General features: G+C 67.9%; 10 protein-coding genes. 5 read left to right on the forward strand and 5 right to left on the reverse strand.

Annotated features, from left to right (window positions below):
* The first annotated feature begins 22 nt into the window (after positions 1 to 22).
* The gene (locus J2S73_RS20815) at positions 23 to 679 is read left to right on the forward strand and encodes an alpha/beta hydrolase (RefSeq protein WP_306887626.1); all 657 of its coding nucleotides are present in this window, start codon (positions 23 to 25) and stop codon (positions 677 to 679) included.
* Between the two features lie 528 nt (positions 680 to 1,207).
* Here J2S73_RS20815 and J2S73_RS20820 read toward each other — a convergent pair.
* Positions 1,208 to 2,323, reverse strand: coding sequence for an anhydro-N-acetylmuramic acid kinase (locus tag J2S73_RS20820; protein WP_306887627.1), 1,116 nt, complete (start codon positions 2,321 to 2,323; stop codon positions 1,208 to 1,210).
* Positions 2,324 to 2,424: 101 nt separating this feature from the next.
* Between J2S73_RS20820 and tyrS the strand changes: the two genes are divergently transcribed.
* The gene (tyrS, locus tag J2S73_RS20825) at positions 2,425 to 3,678 is read left to right on the forward strand and encodes a tyrosine--tRNA ligase (RefSeq protein WP_306887628.1); all 1,254 of its coding nucleotides are present in this window, start codon (positions 2,425 to 2,427) and stop codon (positions 3,676 to 3,678) included.
* Positions 3,679 to 3,731: 53 nt separating this feature from the next.
* On the opposite strand, the gene J2S73_RS20830 is transcribed toward tyrS, so the two are convergent.
* Positions 3,732 to 7,118, reverse strand: a complete 3,387-nt coding sequence (locus tag J2S73_RS20830; RefSeq protein ID WP_306887629.1) for a YhdP family protein — start codon at positions 7,116 to 7,118, stop codon at positions 3,732 to 3,734.
* Positions 7,119 to 7,287: 169 nt separating this feature from the next.
* Between J2S73_RS20830 and bcp the strand changes: the two genes are divergently transcribed.
* Complete coding sequence (gene bcp, locus J2S73_RS20835) at positions 7,288 to 7,755, forward strand: thioredoxin-dependent thiol peroxidase (protein WP_306887630.1); 468 nt, start codon at positions 7,288 to 7,290, stop codon at positions 7,753 to 7,755.
* Between the two features lie 23 nt (positions 7,756 to 7,778).
* Complete coding sequence (locus J2S73_RS20840) at positions 7,779 to 8,597, forward strand: ferritin-like domain-containing protein (RefSeq protein ID WP_306887631.1); 819 nt, start codon at positions 7,779 to 7,781, stop codon at positions 8,595 to 8,597.
* A gap of 498 nt (positions 8,598 to 9,095) precedes the next feature.
* On the opposite strand, the gene prfB is transcribed toward J2S73_RS20840, so the two are convergent.
* The 3 genes from prfB to J2S73_RS20855 form a co-directional block, all read right to left on the reverse strand.
* Positions 9,096 to 10,227, reverse strand: a protein-coding gene (gene prfB, locus J2S73_RS20845; protein WP_306887632.1) for a peptide chain release factor 2 whose coding sequence is annotated in 2 segments (ribosomal slippage) — positions 9,096 to 10,157 and positions 10,159 to 10,227 — 1,131 coding nt in all. Because the reading frame shifts where the segments join, the coding sequence is not laid out codon by codon here.
* 171 nt (positions 10,228 to 10,398) lie between these two features.
* Positions 10,399 to 12,900: a penicillin-binding protein 1A gene (locus J2S73_RS20850; protein ID WP_306887637.1), complete on the reverse strand. Its 2,502-nt coding sequence runs from the start codon at positions 12,898 to 12,900 to the stop codon at positions 10,399 to 10,401.
* 215 nt (positions 12,901 to 13,115) lie between these two features.
* Entirely contained in the window at positions 13,116 to 14,339 is a 1,224-nt protein-coding gene (locus J2S73_RS20855) for an N-acetylmuramoyl-L-alanine amidase (protein WP_306887633.1), read from the reverse strand.
* A gap of 669 nt (positions 14,340 to 15,008) precedes the next feature.
* On the opposite strand from J2S73_RS20855, the gene J2S73_RS20860 reads away from it, so the two are divergent.
* Positions 15,009 to 17,588, forward strand: a complete 2,580-nt coding sequence (locus J2S73_RS20860; protein WP_306887634.1) for a ribonuclease E/G — start codon at positions 15,009 to 15,011, stop codon at positions 17,586 to 17,588.
* Positions 17,589 to 17,996: the final 408 nt, after the last annotated feature.

Genomic DNA, 17,996 nt, shown 5'->3' on the forward strand with positions numbered 1-17,996 from the left:
GTCTCCTAAAGGATTCGTTCCGATGCCCGAAGTGATCTTCACCGGGCCGGCCGGCCGTATTGAAGGCCGCTTCCAGCCGGCCAAGAATCGAAACGCGCCGATCGGCATCGTTCTGCACCCGCACCCGCAGTTCGGCGGGACGATGAACAACCAGATCGTCTACAATCTCTTCTACATGTTCCAGAAGCGCGGGTTCGCCGTGCTGCGGTTCAATTTCCGGGGCGTCGGACGCAGTCAGGGCGCGTTCGACCACGGCTCCGGCGAGCTCTCGGACGCGGCGGCGGCCCTGGACTGGGTCCAGACCATCCACCCGGACGCCCGCTCCTGCTGGATCGCCGGCTTTTCCTTCGGCGCCTGGATCGGCATGCAGCTGCTGATGCGCCGTCCGGAGATCGAGGGCTTCATCTCGGTGGCACCGCCGGCGAACCTGCACGACTTCTCCTTCCTGGCGCCCTGCCCGTCGTCCGGCCTGATCATCCACGGCGACGTCGACAAGGTCGTGCCGATGAAGGACACCCAGGCCCTGGTCGACAAGCTGAAGACCCAGAAGGGCATCGTGGTGGATCAGGAGATCATCCCCGGCGCCAACCACTTCTTCGAGGACCGGGTCGACGTGCTGATGGATCACTGCGGGACCTATCTGGACAAGCGCCTCGCAGACACCCCCGACGCGGCGTAATCAGAGACCGTGGAAACCGGGAACCGGTTTCCCGTCTGGATTTGCGAGAAAGAAAATCCCCTCACGCCGAGGTCGCTCCGCTCACCGGCTCCGGGTGGGCGGCCTCCGGCCGGCGCGCGGTCGCGCGCTGGCACAGCAAATCCAGGAAAAGTGGGAACCGGTTTTCCGTCCGGATTTGCGAGAAAGAAAATCCCCTCACGCCGAATTCGCTCCGCTCACCGGCTCCGGGTGGGCGGCCTCCGGCCGGCGCGCGGTCGCGCGCTGGCTGCCGTCTTCCGGAAAGCGTTTCCGAGGGACTGTAAGCGCTCGCCCCAATCTCCGCTCATTCCCGCGAAAGCGGGAATCCATAGGGCTGGTCGACAGCTCTCCTGGGTCCATGATCCGGGTGAGCGAAGGCACTGCCGAAGCGGCCGGGTCCTGGCCCCGGCGATATCCACCTCGACCTGATCCAATCCACCATGGATTCCCGCTTTCGCGGGAATGAGCGGATGGGGTCGAGGCCGCGCAAACCGGCAAAGCGCGTCCGGATCAGGGCCTCGCGATCCGGCCGCCGGTCTGCGGTTCCGCCACCCCGGTCGTCCCCGGAAACGTGATCGGCAGGCCGCCCAGCGCCCGCACCGCCAGATAGGCGAAGGCCTGGGCCTCCAGAAACGCCGCCGACCAGCCGAGCCCGTCGGCGCTGCGCGGCTCGAGGCCCACCGCACCGGCGAGCGCCTCCATCATGACCGGATTGCGCGCGCCGCCGCCGCCGATCGTCAGGCTCTTCGGATAGGCCGGAAGCTGTTTCAGGCCGTGCGCGACGCTCTCGGCGGTCACCGCCACCAGGGTCGCGGCCGCGTCTTCCGTCGACAGCGGATCGGTCAGGCTGCGGTCGAACTGGCTCCGGTCCAGGGATTTGGGCGCCGGCCGCGCGAAATAGGAATCGCCGAGATAGGCCTCCACGACCGACCGGTTGACGGTGCCCTCCGACGCCCGCGCGCCGCCTTCGTCCATCATCTGATGGTGACGGGCTTCCATCATGTCGTCGATGAGCGCATTGCCGGGTCCCGTATCGAAGGCGACCAGATCGCCGTCGGCCCCGACCCAGGTGACGTTCGCCACGCCGCCGATGTTGAGGACGGCGGCCGGCAGCTCCAGCCCGGCCTGGAGGACCAGCGCCCGGTGGAAGACGGGCACGAGCGGCGCTCCCTCGCCGCCCGCCGCCATGTCGGCCGCCCTCAGGTCGAACACCACGGGAATGCCGAGCCGGTCGGCCATGGCCTGGCCGTCGCCGAGCTGGATGGTCAGCCCGCGGTCCGGGGCATGCATCACCGTCTGGCCGTGGAAGCCGACCACGTCCGGCTGCGCGCCGAGCGCCTCGACGAAGGTCCTCACCGCCGTGGCCTGGATTTCCGTGACCCAGCGTTCCGCCTCCGCCAGCGGCTCAGGACGCGCCGTGCGGTCGTCCAGACCGAGGGCGACCTCGTTGGCGCGTTTGAGAAGCGTCCGCAACTCGTCCGGATAGGGGGTGAAGGCGGTCGGTCCGGGGGTCACGGCGGCCTCCCCGTCGGTTTCCACCAGCGCGACGTCGACCCCGTCCATGGAGGTGCCGCTCATCAGACCGATCGCGCGCAGGGGCCGACGGGTGCCTTCTTCGATACTCAAAATCCACTCCGCATCTGGAATTTGTCTGAGAGGCTGATAAACCGCGAGCCGAACGCCCCGGAGCGCCTCCGCTCCGACCGATATCACAGGATTGGTTTTCCATGACCGGGTTCAAGTCAGAGTTTCTGCACACCCTCAGCGAACGCGGCTTCATCCATCAGATCTCTGACGAGAGCGGCCTCGACGATCTGTTCCGCACCGAGACCGTGACCGCCTATGTGGGCTACGACGCAACCGCGACCAGCCTGCACATCGGCAACCTGATCTCCGCCACCATGCTCCACTGGCTGCAGGAGACCGGGCACCGGCCGATCGCGCTGATGGGTGGCGGCACCTCGATGGTGGGCGATCCGTCCTTCCGCGACGACCAGCGCAAGCTCCTGACCCAGGAGCAGATCGAGGAGAACATTGCCGGCATCAAGCGCATCTTCGCGCGCATCCTGCGCTTCGGCGACGGCCCCACCGACGCAATGATGGTCAACAACGCCGACTGGCTGCTGGGCCTCAACTACATCGAGTTCATCCGCGACGTCGGCCGGCACTTCTCCGTCAACCGGATGCTGTCGTTCGATTCGGTCAAGCTGCGGCTCGACCGGGAGCAGTCGCTGTCCTTCCTCGAATTCAACTACATGATCATGCAGGGCTACGACTTCGTCGAGCTGAACCGGCGCTACGGCTGCCGGCTGCAGATGGGCGGCTCGGACCAGTGGGGCAACATCATCAACGGGGTCGATCTCGGCCACCGGATGAACACCCCCCAGCTCTACGCCCTGACCACGCCGCTCCTGACCACGTCCTCGGGCGCCAAGATGGGCAAGACGGCGAACGGCGCGGTCTGGCTCAACGAGGACGTCTTCAGCGCCTACGATTTCTGGCAGTACTGGCGCAACACCGAGGACGCCGACGTTGGCCGCTTCCTCAAGATCTTCACCCGCCTGCCGCTCGACGAGATCGCCCGGCTGGAAGCACTCGGCGGCTCGGAGATCAACGAGGCCAAGAAGATCCTGGCCACCGAGGCGACCGCGATCGTCCACGGCCGCGAGGAGGCGGACAAGGCCGCGGAGACGGCGCGCCAGACCTTCGAGGCGGGCACCTTCGCCCAGGACCTGCCGACGGTGACCGTCGCCGGAAGCGACCTGGACGCCGGCATCGGCGTTCTGGACGCATTCCGGCTGGCCGGACTGGCCGCCAGCAACAGCGAGGCCCGGCGCCACATCAAGGGCGGCGCGCTCCGGGTGAACGACGCGGTGGTCGACGACGACCGCCGCCAGCTCGGCCGCGGCGACATCACCAACGACGGCGTCATCAAGCTGTCCATGGGCCGCAAGAAGCACGTGCTCCTGAAGGCGGACTGACGCGCCCGGTCGCGGCCGGTTCGGCCCGGCTGCGGCGGACCTGCCCGTTGGAGCTAGTTCCGCCGGTTGCCGTTGTTGTAGCCCTGATAGGAAGGGACGCCGTCCGCGTTCTGCTGCTCGAAGATCCGCCGGAAGATGCCCGGCGTGACGGCGGACAGCGGATTGAACGACAGGTTCGGACCGGACATCGGTCCGTCCAGGCGGAAGGTCACGCCGAACAGGCCGCCTTCCTTGCCGCCGCCGAGGATCTCGCCCAGCACCGGTACGCGGCCGAACAAATTGTTCACCGCATAGGCCGGAATGGCGGTCCCGCTGATCTGCAGGGTCCGGTTGTCCAGGTCGATGACCCCGCCCGCCGTGCCGCCGATCGCCGCGCCGCGCAGGATCGCGTCGGAGATCTCGACCCGGCCGTCGCTCTCGGTGAACGGCACCACCAGTTCCTCGAAACTGTTGTTCGGCCGCTGCTGGGGCTCCGGCTGATAGGCCATCACCCGCGAGCCGGCGGAGCGGCGCGTCTGGACGGTGCGGTCGATGAGATTCTCCACCGCCGGGTCCCCGGTGATGCGGAACTGCTCGATGCGGACCTGGCCGTTGGTCGGCCCGTTCCGGCGCAGGGTGGCCTGGAGAATCCCCTGCCCGCCGGCGAGCCGCTGATAGAGGTCCAGGAACTTGAGCAGCTGGCCGGTGTCGCCGGAGCGGACCGAGAGCGACCTCGTCCCGCCGCCGGATGGCGCGACCTTGGCCACCAGGTCGGTGGCGCGGCCGCCGTTGGTGGAGCCGGTCAGATCCAGCGAGGCGAGCCGTCCGCCCGTCATCCGAACGGCGCCGTTCACGCCGGTCAGGGTCACGCCGCCGTTGCCCTGGACCGCGTCGAGGGCGATCGTCACGTTGATCGGCGCGTCGAATGACCCGCCGCCACCGTCCGACCCGTTCTTGAGCCCGGAGATAACGCCGCGCCCGTCGAACGCGCTGCCGGAGAGGCGGATGTCGTAGCCGTTCCCGCTCGGCGTCACCTTGAGCTGGGCCTTGTCGGTGGCCCTGAGCGCGAACCGGTCGAAGGTCGCATCGACCAGCTTTCCGCCCTCCAGACGCACGCCGCCCTGGATGTCCAGCCCGTCGGACGTGATCTTGAGATAGTTCACCTCGGTGCGGCCGTCCTGCTCGACCAGGGTGAAGGCCGCCGTGGCGGGGACGCCGGCGCTCTTGGTCCAGCCGAAGCCCGGAATGGTCACCTGCGCCCGGGTCAGGCTGGCTTCGATCCGCCGCTCGCCTTCGGCGGTCTCCTCCATGGAGACCTCGATGGGCCCCTTGAGGAACGACCCGGTCTCGAAGCCGCGCTTCTTGCGCTCCGCGTCCGTCAGCACGAACGAGACGTCGCCGGAGCGGCCCTGGTCGTCGCCGGAGAAGGTCTGGGTGAAATCGATCGACGCCCGCACGCCGTCCACCGTCGCATCGCCCTTGACTGTCGCGGACGACTGGTCGGCCACGACGTTGAGATCGGCGTCGGTGACGGTCTGGCCGTTGATCGCCACCGCACTCGCGACATCGGTCAGGGTGGCATCCACCGACCATTTGAGGGCATCCGGCTCGATGGTGTTGCCCAGCGGGCCGACCGCCTCGAGATTGGCGGCGATCGATCCGGTGAGGTCGTCCGGCGTCACGTCGACGAACCGCAGCGCATCGATCGGCTTGGCGGCGGCCAGCGCGGCGATCGAGGGCGCGGGTCCGGACAGGCGGCTGCGGATCGTCCCGATCGGCGGGCTCGACGTCACCGACGGCACGTCCGCGTAAAAGCCTTCGACTGCAATCGGATCGCGCCCGTCCGGCCGCAATTCGGCGGTCTCGGCGTTCAAGGTGACGTGCCGGTCGACCACCGTCGCCGTGCCCTCGGCATTCATCAGCGCGGGCAGCTCGCCCGGCAGCTTCAGCGCCGCGCCGCTGTAGGCGATGTCGATGTCGATGGTTCGGTCCATCCCGCTGGCCGTCGCCGGCTTGCCGTCCATGTCCAGCGGCAGCAGCGCGAACTGCATGTCGGCGCGCTCGATCTGGCCGGCCAGGACGTTGCCCACGAGCCAGCTGCGGGCCTCGTAGCCGAGCACCACCGGCCACATCCGCATCAGCGCCGAGGCCGACATCGGCGACGTCTTCAGCGCCGCCGCAAGCGACGGGCCCTGGGGGCCGAAATCCATGGAGCCGGCGCCGGTGATCGACCCAAGCGTCGAGCGCGCGACGAACCGGTCGAAGGTCACGTAGCTGCGCTCGGGACGGACTTCGCCGGCCGTGCTGAGTTCGACGAAATCGAGCGGCGGCCCGTCGACGTCGTCCGGCCCGATCCGCGCGTCGTCGGCCTGGAGTTCGTAGGTCCATGCGCCGTCCGGTCCGGACGGTGGCACGAACCGGCCGTGGCCCGACATGTACGTCGCGCCCGCGGCAAGCTCGAGGGTCCCGACGGTCACCGCCCTTGTGGTGGCGCTCCAGGTCGCTGCGACGGTCAGCCGGTCGATGCTGCGCGCCGGATCCTTGGCGATCTGGAAGACCCCCTGCTCGACCGACAGCTCGATCCGCGCCTGGTCGAGCCGGCCCGATGGCCCGAACCAGGCGGTCAGCGTCGGCGCCATGTGGAAGCCGGAGCGGATCAGGGGAATGTCGATGAAGTCCGTGAGCGTCAGTCCCGACGCCCGGGCGACCAGTTCCGAACCGCTCCCCGCGCTCGAGCGGTCGACCGTCACCCGCCACGATCCGCTGTCGGCCTGACCGATCGCCTCGATGGCGACGTCCCCGTCCCGATCCGGCCGGAAGCTCGCGTCGATCGAGGTGAACCGCCGATCGGGAAGACGCGGATCCAGGTTGGGCAGGTGGACCTCGCCGTTGAGGATGTGCAGTTCGGCGAGACCGCGCTCGCGCGCGAGCAGCGAGATCCGGGCGAGACGCTGTTCGGCAACCGGCAGCACGCCGAGGGGCGGCGGCAGGTCGGCCTCGTCGTCCGCGGCCGGATCGGCGGCACCGTCCCCCGTCCCGATCGTGGGAAGATTGACCTCCAGGACCGGATCGACGATCGAGATCGAATGGACCCGGATATCGCCGGTCAGAAGCGACCGCACCGACAGGTCGAAGATGGTCTCCGGCGCTTCGAGCGACCCGGCCGGGCCGCGCAGCGCCACCTCGCGGACGACCAGCTCGAACGCCCGCTCGGGCGACCACCCCACCGAGACGCCGCCGACGGCCACCCGCCCGTTGTCCCCGGCCAGCTGGTTGAGAACGGTGCGGACCGTCCGGTCGGCGGACGGGATCGTGACGGGCGCCACCCAGACGCGGACGGCGAGCGCGATCAGGAGCACGAGCGCCACGCCCGCGGCGATCCCCGACACGCGCATGGCGCGACGTCCGGCCGACCGTTTCGAGGCGGTCGGCGGCGTGGATCTGGGTGTCTTTCTGATCATTCAATCGGCGCCTTTGCCACCAAAGGACGCGCCGCACGGGATCGGGCAGGACTTGACCGGCCGGCCCTGCCGGGCAAAACCCGATCTGAGTTGACCGACGAACGAGCGGTCCGGCGCGCGTGACCGGCGTCAGCGGTCACGACGGACCACCCCGCGAGGAGAAACGCACATGGCGACGCTTTCGGAAGGCGATCAGGCACCGGATTTCACACTCCCGACCGATACGCTCGGAGACATTTCGCTGTCGGGACTCTCCGGCAAATCGGTGGTTCTCTATTTCTATCCCAAGGACGACACGCCGGGCTGCACCAAGGAAGCCGTCGGCTTCTCCGAACTCCTGCCCCGCTTCTCCGAACGCGGGGTCGAGGTCATCGGCATTTCACCCGATTCGGTCGCGCGTCACAGCAAGTTCCGGGCAAAACACGAGCTCGGCGTGCCCCTCGCCTCGGATGAAGACAAATCGGTTTGTCAAAGCTATGGCGTCTGGGTGGAGAAGTCCATGTACGGCCGGACCTATTTCGGAGTTGAAAGGTCCACATTCCTGATCGCGCCGGACGGCACCATCGCGAAGATCTGGCGCAAGGTGAAGGTTCCCGGCCACGCCGAAGCGGTGCTCGAGGCTGCCGAGAAGCTGTGACCCGGGACGCTTCGGACTCAGGCGTGGAGGCCCCGGCATCGCTGGCCGCCGGCGCGCGCACCGTGGTCGCCACGTCGGATCTGGGCAAAAAGGTGGCCGTCGCCCGGAGGACGGCCGCGCTGTGGTTCGACCGCTCGCTGTCCCTTCGACACCCGCCGCTGGACCCGCCGGTTCCGTCCCGTCCGGGCCGGCCGGAAAAGCCCGAGCTGCGCGCGCCGCGGGACATGCCACGACGCTCCGCCGACAGCCGGACCGGCCACATCGCGCTGCTCCACTCCATCGCCCATATCGAGTTGAACGCCATCGACCTGGCCTGGGACATCGTCGGCCGCTTCGCCGACCGGCCGATGCCCCGCGCTTTCTTCGACGACTGGGTCACGGTCGGCCTGGAGGAAAGCATCCATTTCGAGCTTCTGTGCGGGCGCCTCGCCGATCTCGGCTCCTGGTACGGCGCACTGCCGGCCCATGACGGGCTATGGCAGGCGGCGGAGGAAACCGGGCACGACCTGACCGCGCGGCTGGCCATCGTGCCGCTGGTGCTGGAAGCCCGGGGTCTCGACGTCACGCCCTCCATGATCGAGAAGGCCGACGCGCGCGGCGACGAGGCAGACGCTTCCGTGCTCAGGCGCATCTACGAGGACGAGAAGAAGCACGTCCATTTCGGCGTCAAGTGGTTCAAGTTCCTGTGCGAGCGCGAGGGCCGGCCGTTCGAGCCGACCTTTCATGCGCTGGTCCGCAAACACTTCCGCAGCCCTCTGAAGCCGCCCTTCAACGACCGGGCGCGCTCGGAAGCCGGCCTGACACCGGGCTTCTATCGGCCGCTGGAGATCATCCGGACGTAGGCACGGTGAGCGCCCTGGCACGTCCCGCGGGACCGCCTTGAACCGATCGGCAAGGCGGTCCGATGCGACGGGCCTAACCGATCCGCTCATTCCCGCGAAAGCGGGAATCCATCATGCATTTCGGTACCTTGAGGACTTGGTCCATTCTTGGGGGGAGCCTGCCAACAGGCTTGCAGAGGGTGCACGGACTCTGGGCTTGCTCTTAACGTGCTGCTCCGCCCCATGGATTCCCGCTTTCGCGGGAATGAGCGGAGACTGGCGCAATTGCCTGCGGTCCCTCGGAACAACTTTCCGTATCACGACAGCCAGCGCGCGACCGCGCGCCGGCCGGTCAAGAGGCGAGGAGCGAAGCGACCGGGACGAAGGAAAGCCGCGCCCGCGCAGCCGCGAGCGTATCGAGCCGGCGTGAGCGGAAAAATCCGTCCTGCCTTTCCTGGCTTTGCTTTCTTCCTCGCTCAGCCGGACGGAAAACCGGTTCCCACTTTTCCTGGCTTCGCTCTACTCCACATCCTCGACTTCGGCCGTCGATCCGCCGTCGGCACGCTGGGCGAGCGTCGCTTCCATGAAGCCGTTCAGGTCGCCGTCGAGAACCGCCTGGGGCGAGGTGTTCTCCACCCCGGTCCTGAGGTCCTTCACCAGCTGATAGGGCTGCAGCACGTAGGAGCGGATCTGGTGGCCCCAGCCGATGTCCGACTTGGACGCCGCCTCGGCCATCGCCTTTTCCTCGCGCCGCTTCAGCTCCGCCTCGTAGAGCCGGGCGCGCAGCATGTCCCAGGCCTGGGCCCGGTTCTGATGCTGGGAGCGGCCGGCCTGGCAGGCCACCACGATGCCCGACGGGATATGGGTCAGGCGGACGGCGGAGTCGGTCGTGTTGACGTGCTGGCCGCCGGCGCCGGACGATCGGTACGTATCGGTGCGGACGTCGGACTCGTTGACCTCGATCTGGATGGAATCGTCGATCACCGGATAGACCCAGACCGACGCGAACGAGGTGTGCCGCCGGGCCTGGCTGTCGAAGGGCGAGATCCGCACCAGCCGGTGCACGCCGGCCTCCGTCTTGAGCCAGCCGTAGGCGTTGTGGCCCTTCACCAGGATCGTCGCGGCCTTGATGCCGGCTTCTTCGCCGTCGCTGACCTCCAGCGTCTCGACCTTGTAGCCGGCCCGCTCCGCCCAGCGCACATACATGCGCAACAGCATCTGCGCCCAGTCCTGGCTCTCGGTGCCGCCGGCGCCGGAGTGGACCTCCAGATAGGTGTCGTTGGAATCGGCTTCGCCGGAGAGCATCGCCTCGACCTGCCGGCGCGAGACGTCGGCCAGGAGAGCCTTGAGCTGCGCCTCGGCGTCCTCGACGATGCCCGCTTCGCCCTCGGCCTCGCCGAGTTCGATCAGGCCGACTGCGTCGTCCAGTTCCTGTTCCAGACGCCGGACCGCGGAGATCTGGTCCTCGAGATGCTGACGCTCGCGCATCAGACCCTGGGCCTCTTCCGGGTCGTTCCAGAGACTGGGATCCTCAGCCTTCGCGTTCAGCTCGTCGAGCCGCTTGAGTGCCTCTTCCCAGTCAAAGATACCTCCTCAGCAGGCCCAGCGCCTGCTTGATCTCTTCGATGGTGTTGGTCGTCTCGGTTCTCATCCGACTCTTCCGAATTCTGGTCTCGCTGCCGGCCGCAGCCGGGAGCCTCGACATAGGCAAAACGGGGATGGGGTGCAACGTGGGGGACGCAAGGGGCGGCGCTGAAGCGCGCCGCAGCCTTTCCTGCAGGGATACCGACGTGAAGGAACCGGCGGGCCGCGCCGGCGGGCCTCAGTAGAGGCCGCCGGTGCCCGACAGGACCGCCCGCTCGCTCTCGCGGGTGACGGAGCCGCGCGAGGACTTGCCGTCGGTGTTGAGGCCGATCACCGAATAGGTGTCGCCGGGCGCCGTGCCGGGCTTGAAGGCCTCCAGGATCACGCCCGGACCACCGCCCGAAGCCGGCTGACCGGTGCTGCGGTTGACCGGGACGAGCTTGATGCCTTCCGGCACGCGGAACTCGACGCCGGGCGTATCGGCCAGGGCTTCCTTCATGAAGTCGATGAAGATCGGCGCCGCGATCTGGCCGCCGGTCGCCCCGCGCCCCATCGGGCGGGGGTTGTCGAAGCCGACATAGACGCCCGCCACCAGGTCCGGCGTGAAGCCGACGAACCAGGCGTCCCGCTCGTCGTTGGTGGTCCCGGTCTTGCCTGCGATCGGCTTGCCCACGGCGCGAACGCGGGTCGCGGTGCCGCGCTGGACCACGCCTTCCATCATCGAGGTGATCTGGTAGGCGGTCATCGGATCGAGCACGTATTCCGACTCGTCGATGATCGTCGGATCGGGCTGGTTGTGCCATTCCTCGGCGACGCAGCCCTGACAGACGCGATCGTCGTGCCGGTAGATGGTGCGGCCGTAGCGGTCCTGGATCCGGTCGATCAGGGTCGGCGTCACCTTCTGCCCGCTGTTGGCGATGATCGAGTACGCCCCGACCATCCGCATGACCGTGGTTTCGCCGGCGCCGAGCGCCATCGGCAGGAACGGCTTCAGCTGGTCGTAGATGCCGAACCGCCGCGCATATTCGACGATGAGCGGCATGCCCATGTCCTTGGCGAGCCGCACCGTCATCACGTTGCGCGACCGCTCGATGCCATAGCGCAGCGTCGACGGACCGGCGAACTTGCCGCCGTAATTCTTCGGCCGCCAGACCGGCTGGCCGGGACCGGGATCGATCTCGATCGGGCCGTCCAGAACCACGCTGGCGGGCGTATAGCCGTTGTCCAGCGCGGTCGCGTAGACGAACGGCTTGAACGAGGAGCCCGGCTGACGGCGGGCCTGGGTGGCGCGGTTGAACTCGCTCTCGGCGTAGCTGAACCCGCCGACCATCGCCAGCACGCGGCCGGTGTGCGGATCCATCGCGACGAGGCCGCCGGAGACTTCCGGGATCTGCCGCAGGCGCCACACATTGTCGGCCTCGGCGTCCTCGACCTTCTCCACGTAGACGACGTCGCCGCGCTGGACGAGGTCGGTCATGTTCCGCGCACTGGTGAAGCGGGCATAGTCCTGGCCCCGCTCGGGTCCGTGCTGGATCCGCTTCCACGCCGTCTCGGAGAACGGCACGCGGCCCCGCTGGCGCTCGATCGACAGCGCGCCGGAGGCGAGCCGGGGCGGCTGCAGGCCGATCTGGGCTTCGTTGCCGTCCACGGACAAGACCACGGCCAGACGCCATTCCGGCAGGTCCGAATAGGCCTCGATCTGACCCACCTTGGCGCCCCAGTCGGCACCGCCGTCGAGCTCGACGGTGGTCACCGGACCCCGCCATCCGCCGCGGCTGACATCGAAATCCATCAGGCCGTTCATCAGCGCGTTGCGGGCCATGATCTGCATTTCGGGATCAAGGGTCGTGCGCACCGAGAGACCGCCGTCATAAAGGCCCTTCTCGCCGTACATGTCGGCGAGCTGGCGGCGCACTTCCTCGGCGAAATAGTCCGCCGCGAACAGATGCGACCCGAGCTCGCGCGGCGTCACCTTCAGCGGCTCGTTCTTGGCCTGCTCGGCTTCTTCCGGCGTGATGAAGTCGTTCTCGAGCATCCGGTCGAGAACCCAGTTGCGGCGCTCGATGGCGCGGGCGGGCTCGCGGAACGGGTTGTAGTTGTTCGGCGCCTTGGGCAGGGCGGCGAGATAGGCGACCTCCGCCAGGGTCAGTTCGTGGACGGACTTGTCGAAATAGACCAGCGCCGCTGCGGCGACGCCGTAGGCGCCGAGGCCGAGATAGATCTCGTTCAGATAGAGCTCGAGGATCCGGTCCTTGGTGTAGGCCTGCTCCATGCGCAGCGCCAGGATCGCTTCCTTGATCTTGCGCTCGATCGAGACCTCGTTGGTCAGAAGGAAGTTCTTCGCGACCTGCTGGGTGATCGTCGAGGCGCCGACCGGACGGCGGCCGGTCCCGCGGTTGCGGAAGTTGGTGACGGCGGCGCGCATGATGCCGCCCACGTCGACACCGTTGTGGACGTAGAAATTCTTGTCCTCGGCGGAGAGGAACGCTTCCTTGATGATCGCGGGGATCGCCTGGATGGGCAGGAACAGCCGCCGCTCGCGCGCGTACTCGGCGACCAGGCTGCCGTCGGTCGCGTGGATGCGGGTCATCACCGGAGGCTCGTAGTTGCGGAGCTGGGTGTACTCCGGCAGATCCTCCGACATCTTGTAGACGTAATAGCCGACCGCGCCCGCGGCGATCAGGCCGAGGATCACCCCGATGCCGAACAGGTATCCGACGGTGTTCACAAGAAAGCGCATCGTGACGTATTCAACTCCGCCTGAGGGCAGGTCGGGCGCGGTCATCGCACCGCCCGACACATCCACCCCGGTCAACGTTCAGGTCCGCCCCGCCTAACGGCCCGCAGGATCGAACCCATATCGCCGGCGCCTTGCCCCTTGCAAGCGCCCGACGCCGAATCCGACCCGATCTCTCTTCACCACTTTGCGACCGAAAAGTGGTGTCTTCGGGGCAGTCACTGCGCCGTGGTCTCACCCTGTCCCTGGGCGATCCGCGGCGCGAAGAAGCGGGTGACGGCACCGGACAGCGCCGTCGACGCCCGGTCGCGCCAGTCCGGATCGGTCAGAAGCTGCTCGTCGTGCTTGTTGGACAGATAGCCCAGCTCGATCAGCACGGACGGGATGTCGTGGGCCTTGAGCACGCGGAACCGCGCCGATCTGTGCGGATTCTTGTGCATCTGCACCGCCGTGCCGAGATGCTCGATCACGTCCTCGGCGAAGTGATGCGAAAACACCTTCGTCTCCCGCCGCGCCAGATCGATGAGAATGTCGGTGACTTCGTCGGTGGCCTCGTCGGCCTCGATGCCGGCGAGCGCGTCGGAGCGGTTTTCCCGCGCCGCGATGGCTGCGGCCTGGGCGTCGGACGCGCGCTCCGACAGGGTGTAGACCGTGGCGCCGCGCACATAGTCCTGGGGCGCCGAATCGGCGTGGATCGACACGAACAGGTCCGCGCCGTAGCCGCGCGCCACGTCGACCCGCTGGCGCAGCGAGAGGAACCGGTCGTCCTCGCGGGTCATCCGGACCTCGACCTCGCCGCGGGATTCCAGGTCGGCCCTCAGCTTTTCCGCGAACGCCAGGACCACGTCCTTTTCATAGACGCCGCCGCTGCCGATCGCGCCGGGATCGACGCCGCCGTGTCCCGGATCGAGCACCACCACGGGCTTGTGGCCCTGAACCGGCTGCGACGGCTCGGCCAGCTTCGGCTCGGCACCGGCGCTGCGGCCGCGGCTGCGCTCGACGGCGGCCGCGAAGTCCTCGTCGGAGGTGGCGACGAGATCCACCACGAGCCGGCCGGGCTGATCGGCGACCGGCGGCAAATAGAGGGCGTTCTCGACGGCCACGGGCTCGTCCACGTCGAGCACGATCCGGGCCTGGCCGGCCGCGAACTGACCGTAGCGCCAGGCCGAGACCAGCCCGCCGCCCTCGCGGCCGGAGCCGACCGGCAGATCGAACTCCACATGGGCCATGTCGATGATGACCCGGCGGGGATTCGGCAGCACGAAGGTGGAGAAGTCCACCTCGTCCGCCACGTCGAGAATGAAGCGGGTACGGTCGCTGTCGCCGCCGACCCGCGCGCCGTTGGCGACGACGACCTCGTCGGCCGCCGCGAGCGCCGCCGGCGCGGCCAGCGCGGCAAGCAGCAGCATCATCATCCATCCGGCGGCCAAACCAGCGCGCATTTCGGAAAAACCCTTTCGAACCAGTCGTTCCGGCCCCGCCTATAGCCGATAGCAGGGCCGGCGTTAACCGCGCCTTGTCGCCGCTGCGCTTTTTCGCCGTGAGCGATCAACTGCTTGCCAATTGCGGCATGGACCCGTAAATAGCTGGATAGTGGATTATTTCCTCTGTCCGGGCCGCATTCTCCTTCGGGAGGATAAGGCTTTGGCCTTCCTTCAGGCTTTCGATCAATCAACGCATCACGATTCGGTGCGGTCGGAACGGCGGGTTGGCCGGACAGGAAACCCTTGCGCGTGCCGGCGTCGCGTGTCCCCTGCGGGATGCCGGCCCTACCCGGATCGAACCGCCCCGGCGGACGGATCGGGACCGGCCATCCGGAGCGCAGCATCGGTCGCCGGCGATGGTACGTCGACGGATCCACCCGGAACGGCCGCCGGCCGTTTCGCGATGTTTGCGAATTTGTGCGAGCGCGTGAGCGATGCAGCCCCGTCTTGTCAGCATGACCTCCTCTCAGCCGACCCCGTCGGACGGGAGCACTGTCGGCTGCCGGGCATGCCGCCGCGCCTCTTTATCCGATATCGTCTTCACGACCCAGATCGCCTCCTCCCGGCTTAGGGCGCGCGCCGAGCCGCCGCCCCGCAGCGGGAGCGGAGGCAAGGAGTTTTCGCCCTATGGCCAACAAAATGCTCGTCGACGCAGCCCACCCGGAAGAAACCCGCGTCGTCGTCGTCCGCGGTAACCGCGTCGAAGATTTCGATTTCGAAGCCGCCGCCCGCAAGCCGCTCCGCGGCAACATCTATCTCGCGAAGGTGACCAGGGTCGAACCGTCCCTGCAGGCCGCCTTCGTCGACTACGGCGGCAACCGGCACGGCTTCCTCGCCTTCAACGAGATCCATCCGGACTACTACCAGATCCCCCACGCCGACCGGCAGGCCCTGCTGGACGCCGAAGCCGAGGATGCGGCCGAACGCAGCCGCTCGGAGGACAGCCCGAAGAAGAGCTCCCGCAACGGCGACAGCGATGCCGCCAACGATTCGGACGCGTCGTCGGAAGCCGGCGAGAACGGGGACAACGGGGACGACGACAGCGTGGAGTCGGTCGGCGCCGACGACGCGCTGGACGAGGTGCTGGAGCGGCGCAGCCGGCCGGCCCGCAAGACCTACAAGATCCAGGAAGTCATCAAGCGGCGCCAGATCCTTCTGGTCCAGGTCGTCAAGGAGGAGCGCGGCACCAAGGGCGCGGCGCTGACCACCTACCTGTCGCTCGCCGGCCGCTACTCGGTTCTGATGCCGAACACCGCCCGCGGCGGCGGCATCTCCCGCAAGATCACCACCCCCCAGGACCGCAAGCGCCTGAAGGAGATCGTCAGCGATCTCGACGTGCCGGAAGGCATGGGCGTGATCCTGCGCACCGCCGGCGCCAGCCGCACCAAGGCGGAGATCCGGCGCGACTTCGAGTACCTGATCCGGATGTGGGAGACCGTCCGGGACCTGACGCTGAAATCGGTGGCGCCCACCCTCGTCTACGAGGAAGGCAGCCTGATCAAGCGTTCGATCCGGGACCTCTACAACAAGGACATCGACGAGATCCTCGTCCACGGCGAGCCGGCCTACAAGGAGGCCAAGGACTTCATGCGCATGCTCATGCCGAGCCATGCGAAGAACGTGAAGCCCTACCGCGAGATCACGCCGATCTTCACGCGCTTCGGCGTCGAAGCCCAGCTCGATGCGATGTTCTCGCCCCAGGTCACCCTGCCGTCGGGCGGCTACATCGTGCTCAACCCGACCGAGGCGCTGGTGTCGATCGACGTCAACTCCGGCCGGGCGACGCGCGAGCACAACATCGAGGCGACCGCGCTTCAGACGAACATGGAAGCCGCCGAGGAAATCGCGCGCCAGCTCCGGCTGCGCGACCTGGCGGGCCTGATCGTCATCGACTTCATCGACATGGAGGAGAAGCGCAACAACCGGTCGGTCGAGCGCAAGGTCAAGGACTGCCTCAAGGTGGACCGCGCCCGCATCCAGGTGGGCCGCATTTCCCACTTCGGCCTTCTGGAAATGTCGCGCCAGCGGATCCGTCAGGGCGTGGTGGAAAGCTCCACGACGCTCTGCCCCCACTGTCACGGCACCGGCTCGGTCCGCTCCACCGATTCCGTGGCGCTCTATGTCCTGCGCGCCCTTGAAGACCACCTCCTCAAGTCGGCGAACCATCACCTGACGGTGCGCACGCCGACCGAGGTCGCGCTCTACATCCTGAACCAGAAGCGGCAGCATCTCGCCGAGCTGGAGCAGCGCTTCGGCCTGACGGTCGCGATCATGGCCGACACCGAACTCGGCACCAAGCATCTGGAAATCGATACCCGCGAACCGGTGATCCGGGCCGAGGGCGAAGAACCGCCGCAGGCCGTGATCGAGCCCGACACGACCACCCCGGACGAACCGGAAGCGGCATCGGCCTCGCAGGAGTCCTCCGACAACGGCGACGGCAACCAGCGCCGGCGCAAGCGCCGCCGTCGCGGACGTCGCAGCGGATCCGGCGAAGGTGACGGCGACGGAGGCCAGCGCGAGCAGGCTGCCGAGAGCACCGAGAGCGAAAGCGCATCGGCGGAAGCCTCCGGCGAGGAGACCGAAGCCCAGTCCTCCGGCGACGACGAGCAGACCGGCGATCAGGGTGAAGACGATCGTCCGCGCCGCCGTCGTGGCCGTCGCGGTGGCCGTCGCAACCGGCGTGATCGTGCCGAGACGACGGCGGCCGAGGGTGCCGACGGGACCGGCGAGGACGGCACGGCCGACGCGGCGGAGACGTCCGGCGAGACCGCACAGCCTGCGTCCGAGCCGGCACCTGACGCCGCACCTGAGACAGCCAAGGCGGACGAGCCGGCCGAGGCACCGGCCGACGCCGGGAGCACGGCGGACGAACCGGCCGTCGCGGGCGGGACGACCGAAACCGCCGAACCGGAAAAGACCGAACAGGCGAGCGAAGAAGCGAAGCCGGCCGAAGCCGAAAACGCGGCTCCGCCCGAGGCCCCCGAGCGGGCACCGAGCCTCGCCGGGCCCGACGGGGAGCCGGCCGGCAAGCCGGATGACGGTGCGGAGGCCGAGCCGGAAGCGGCCTCTGAAACCGACGAGGACAGCCGTCTGCATTCGATCCATGCGTCGCCGGACACGGACTCCTCCGCCGAGACGGAGAGCGAGTCCGACAGCGGCAAGCCCAGCCGCCGCGGCTGGTGGCAGCGGCGCAGCTTCTTCTAAAGATTTGTTGCGGCCCGGGCGGAAACGTCCGGGCCGAAAACGATCCGGCCAGCTCCAGGACCCGATCCGTTCTCAGCGGTCGACCCGGTTCGGTTCGATCCGGCATGTGCCGCTGCCGCAGGCCCGTATCCAGGCGCCGCGAAACGCCCCCTTCACAGCCCCTGAACGGACATCGAGCGTCCGCCAAGCGGCATTGCGCTCGCGCGGGGTGCAAATGTTCCTGTCTTGTTCTTGTCAAAGCGCCGCCGCTCGGCTACCTTGGATTGCGCAAGGGATGGCGGCGGGGGTGACGAGATGGTGTCCCACGTAACCACGGTGGCGTTTCAGGGGGTGGAAGTCTCAAGCCTTCTCAGCTCTTCCCAGGCAGTCCCGCTAAAACCCACATCCAATTGATTTTGAATAAATTAT

The organism is Amorphus orientalis (assembly GCF_030814015.1).
Classification (GTDB): Bacteria; Pseudomonadota; Alphaproteobacteria; order Rhizobiales; family Amorphaceae; genus Amorphus; species Amorphus orientalis.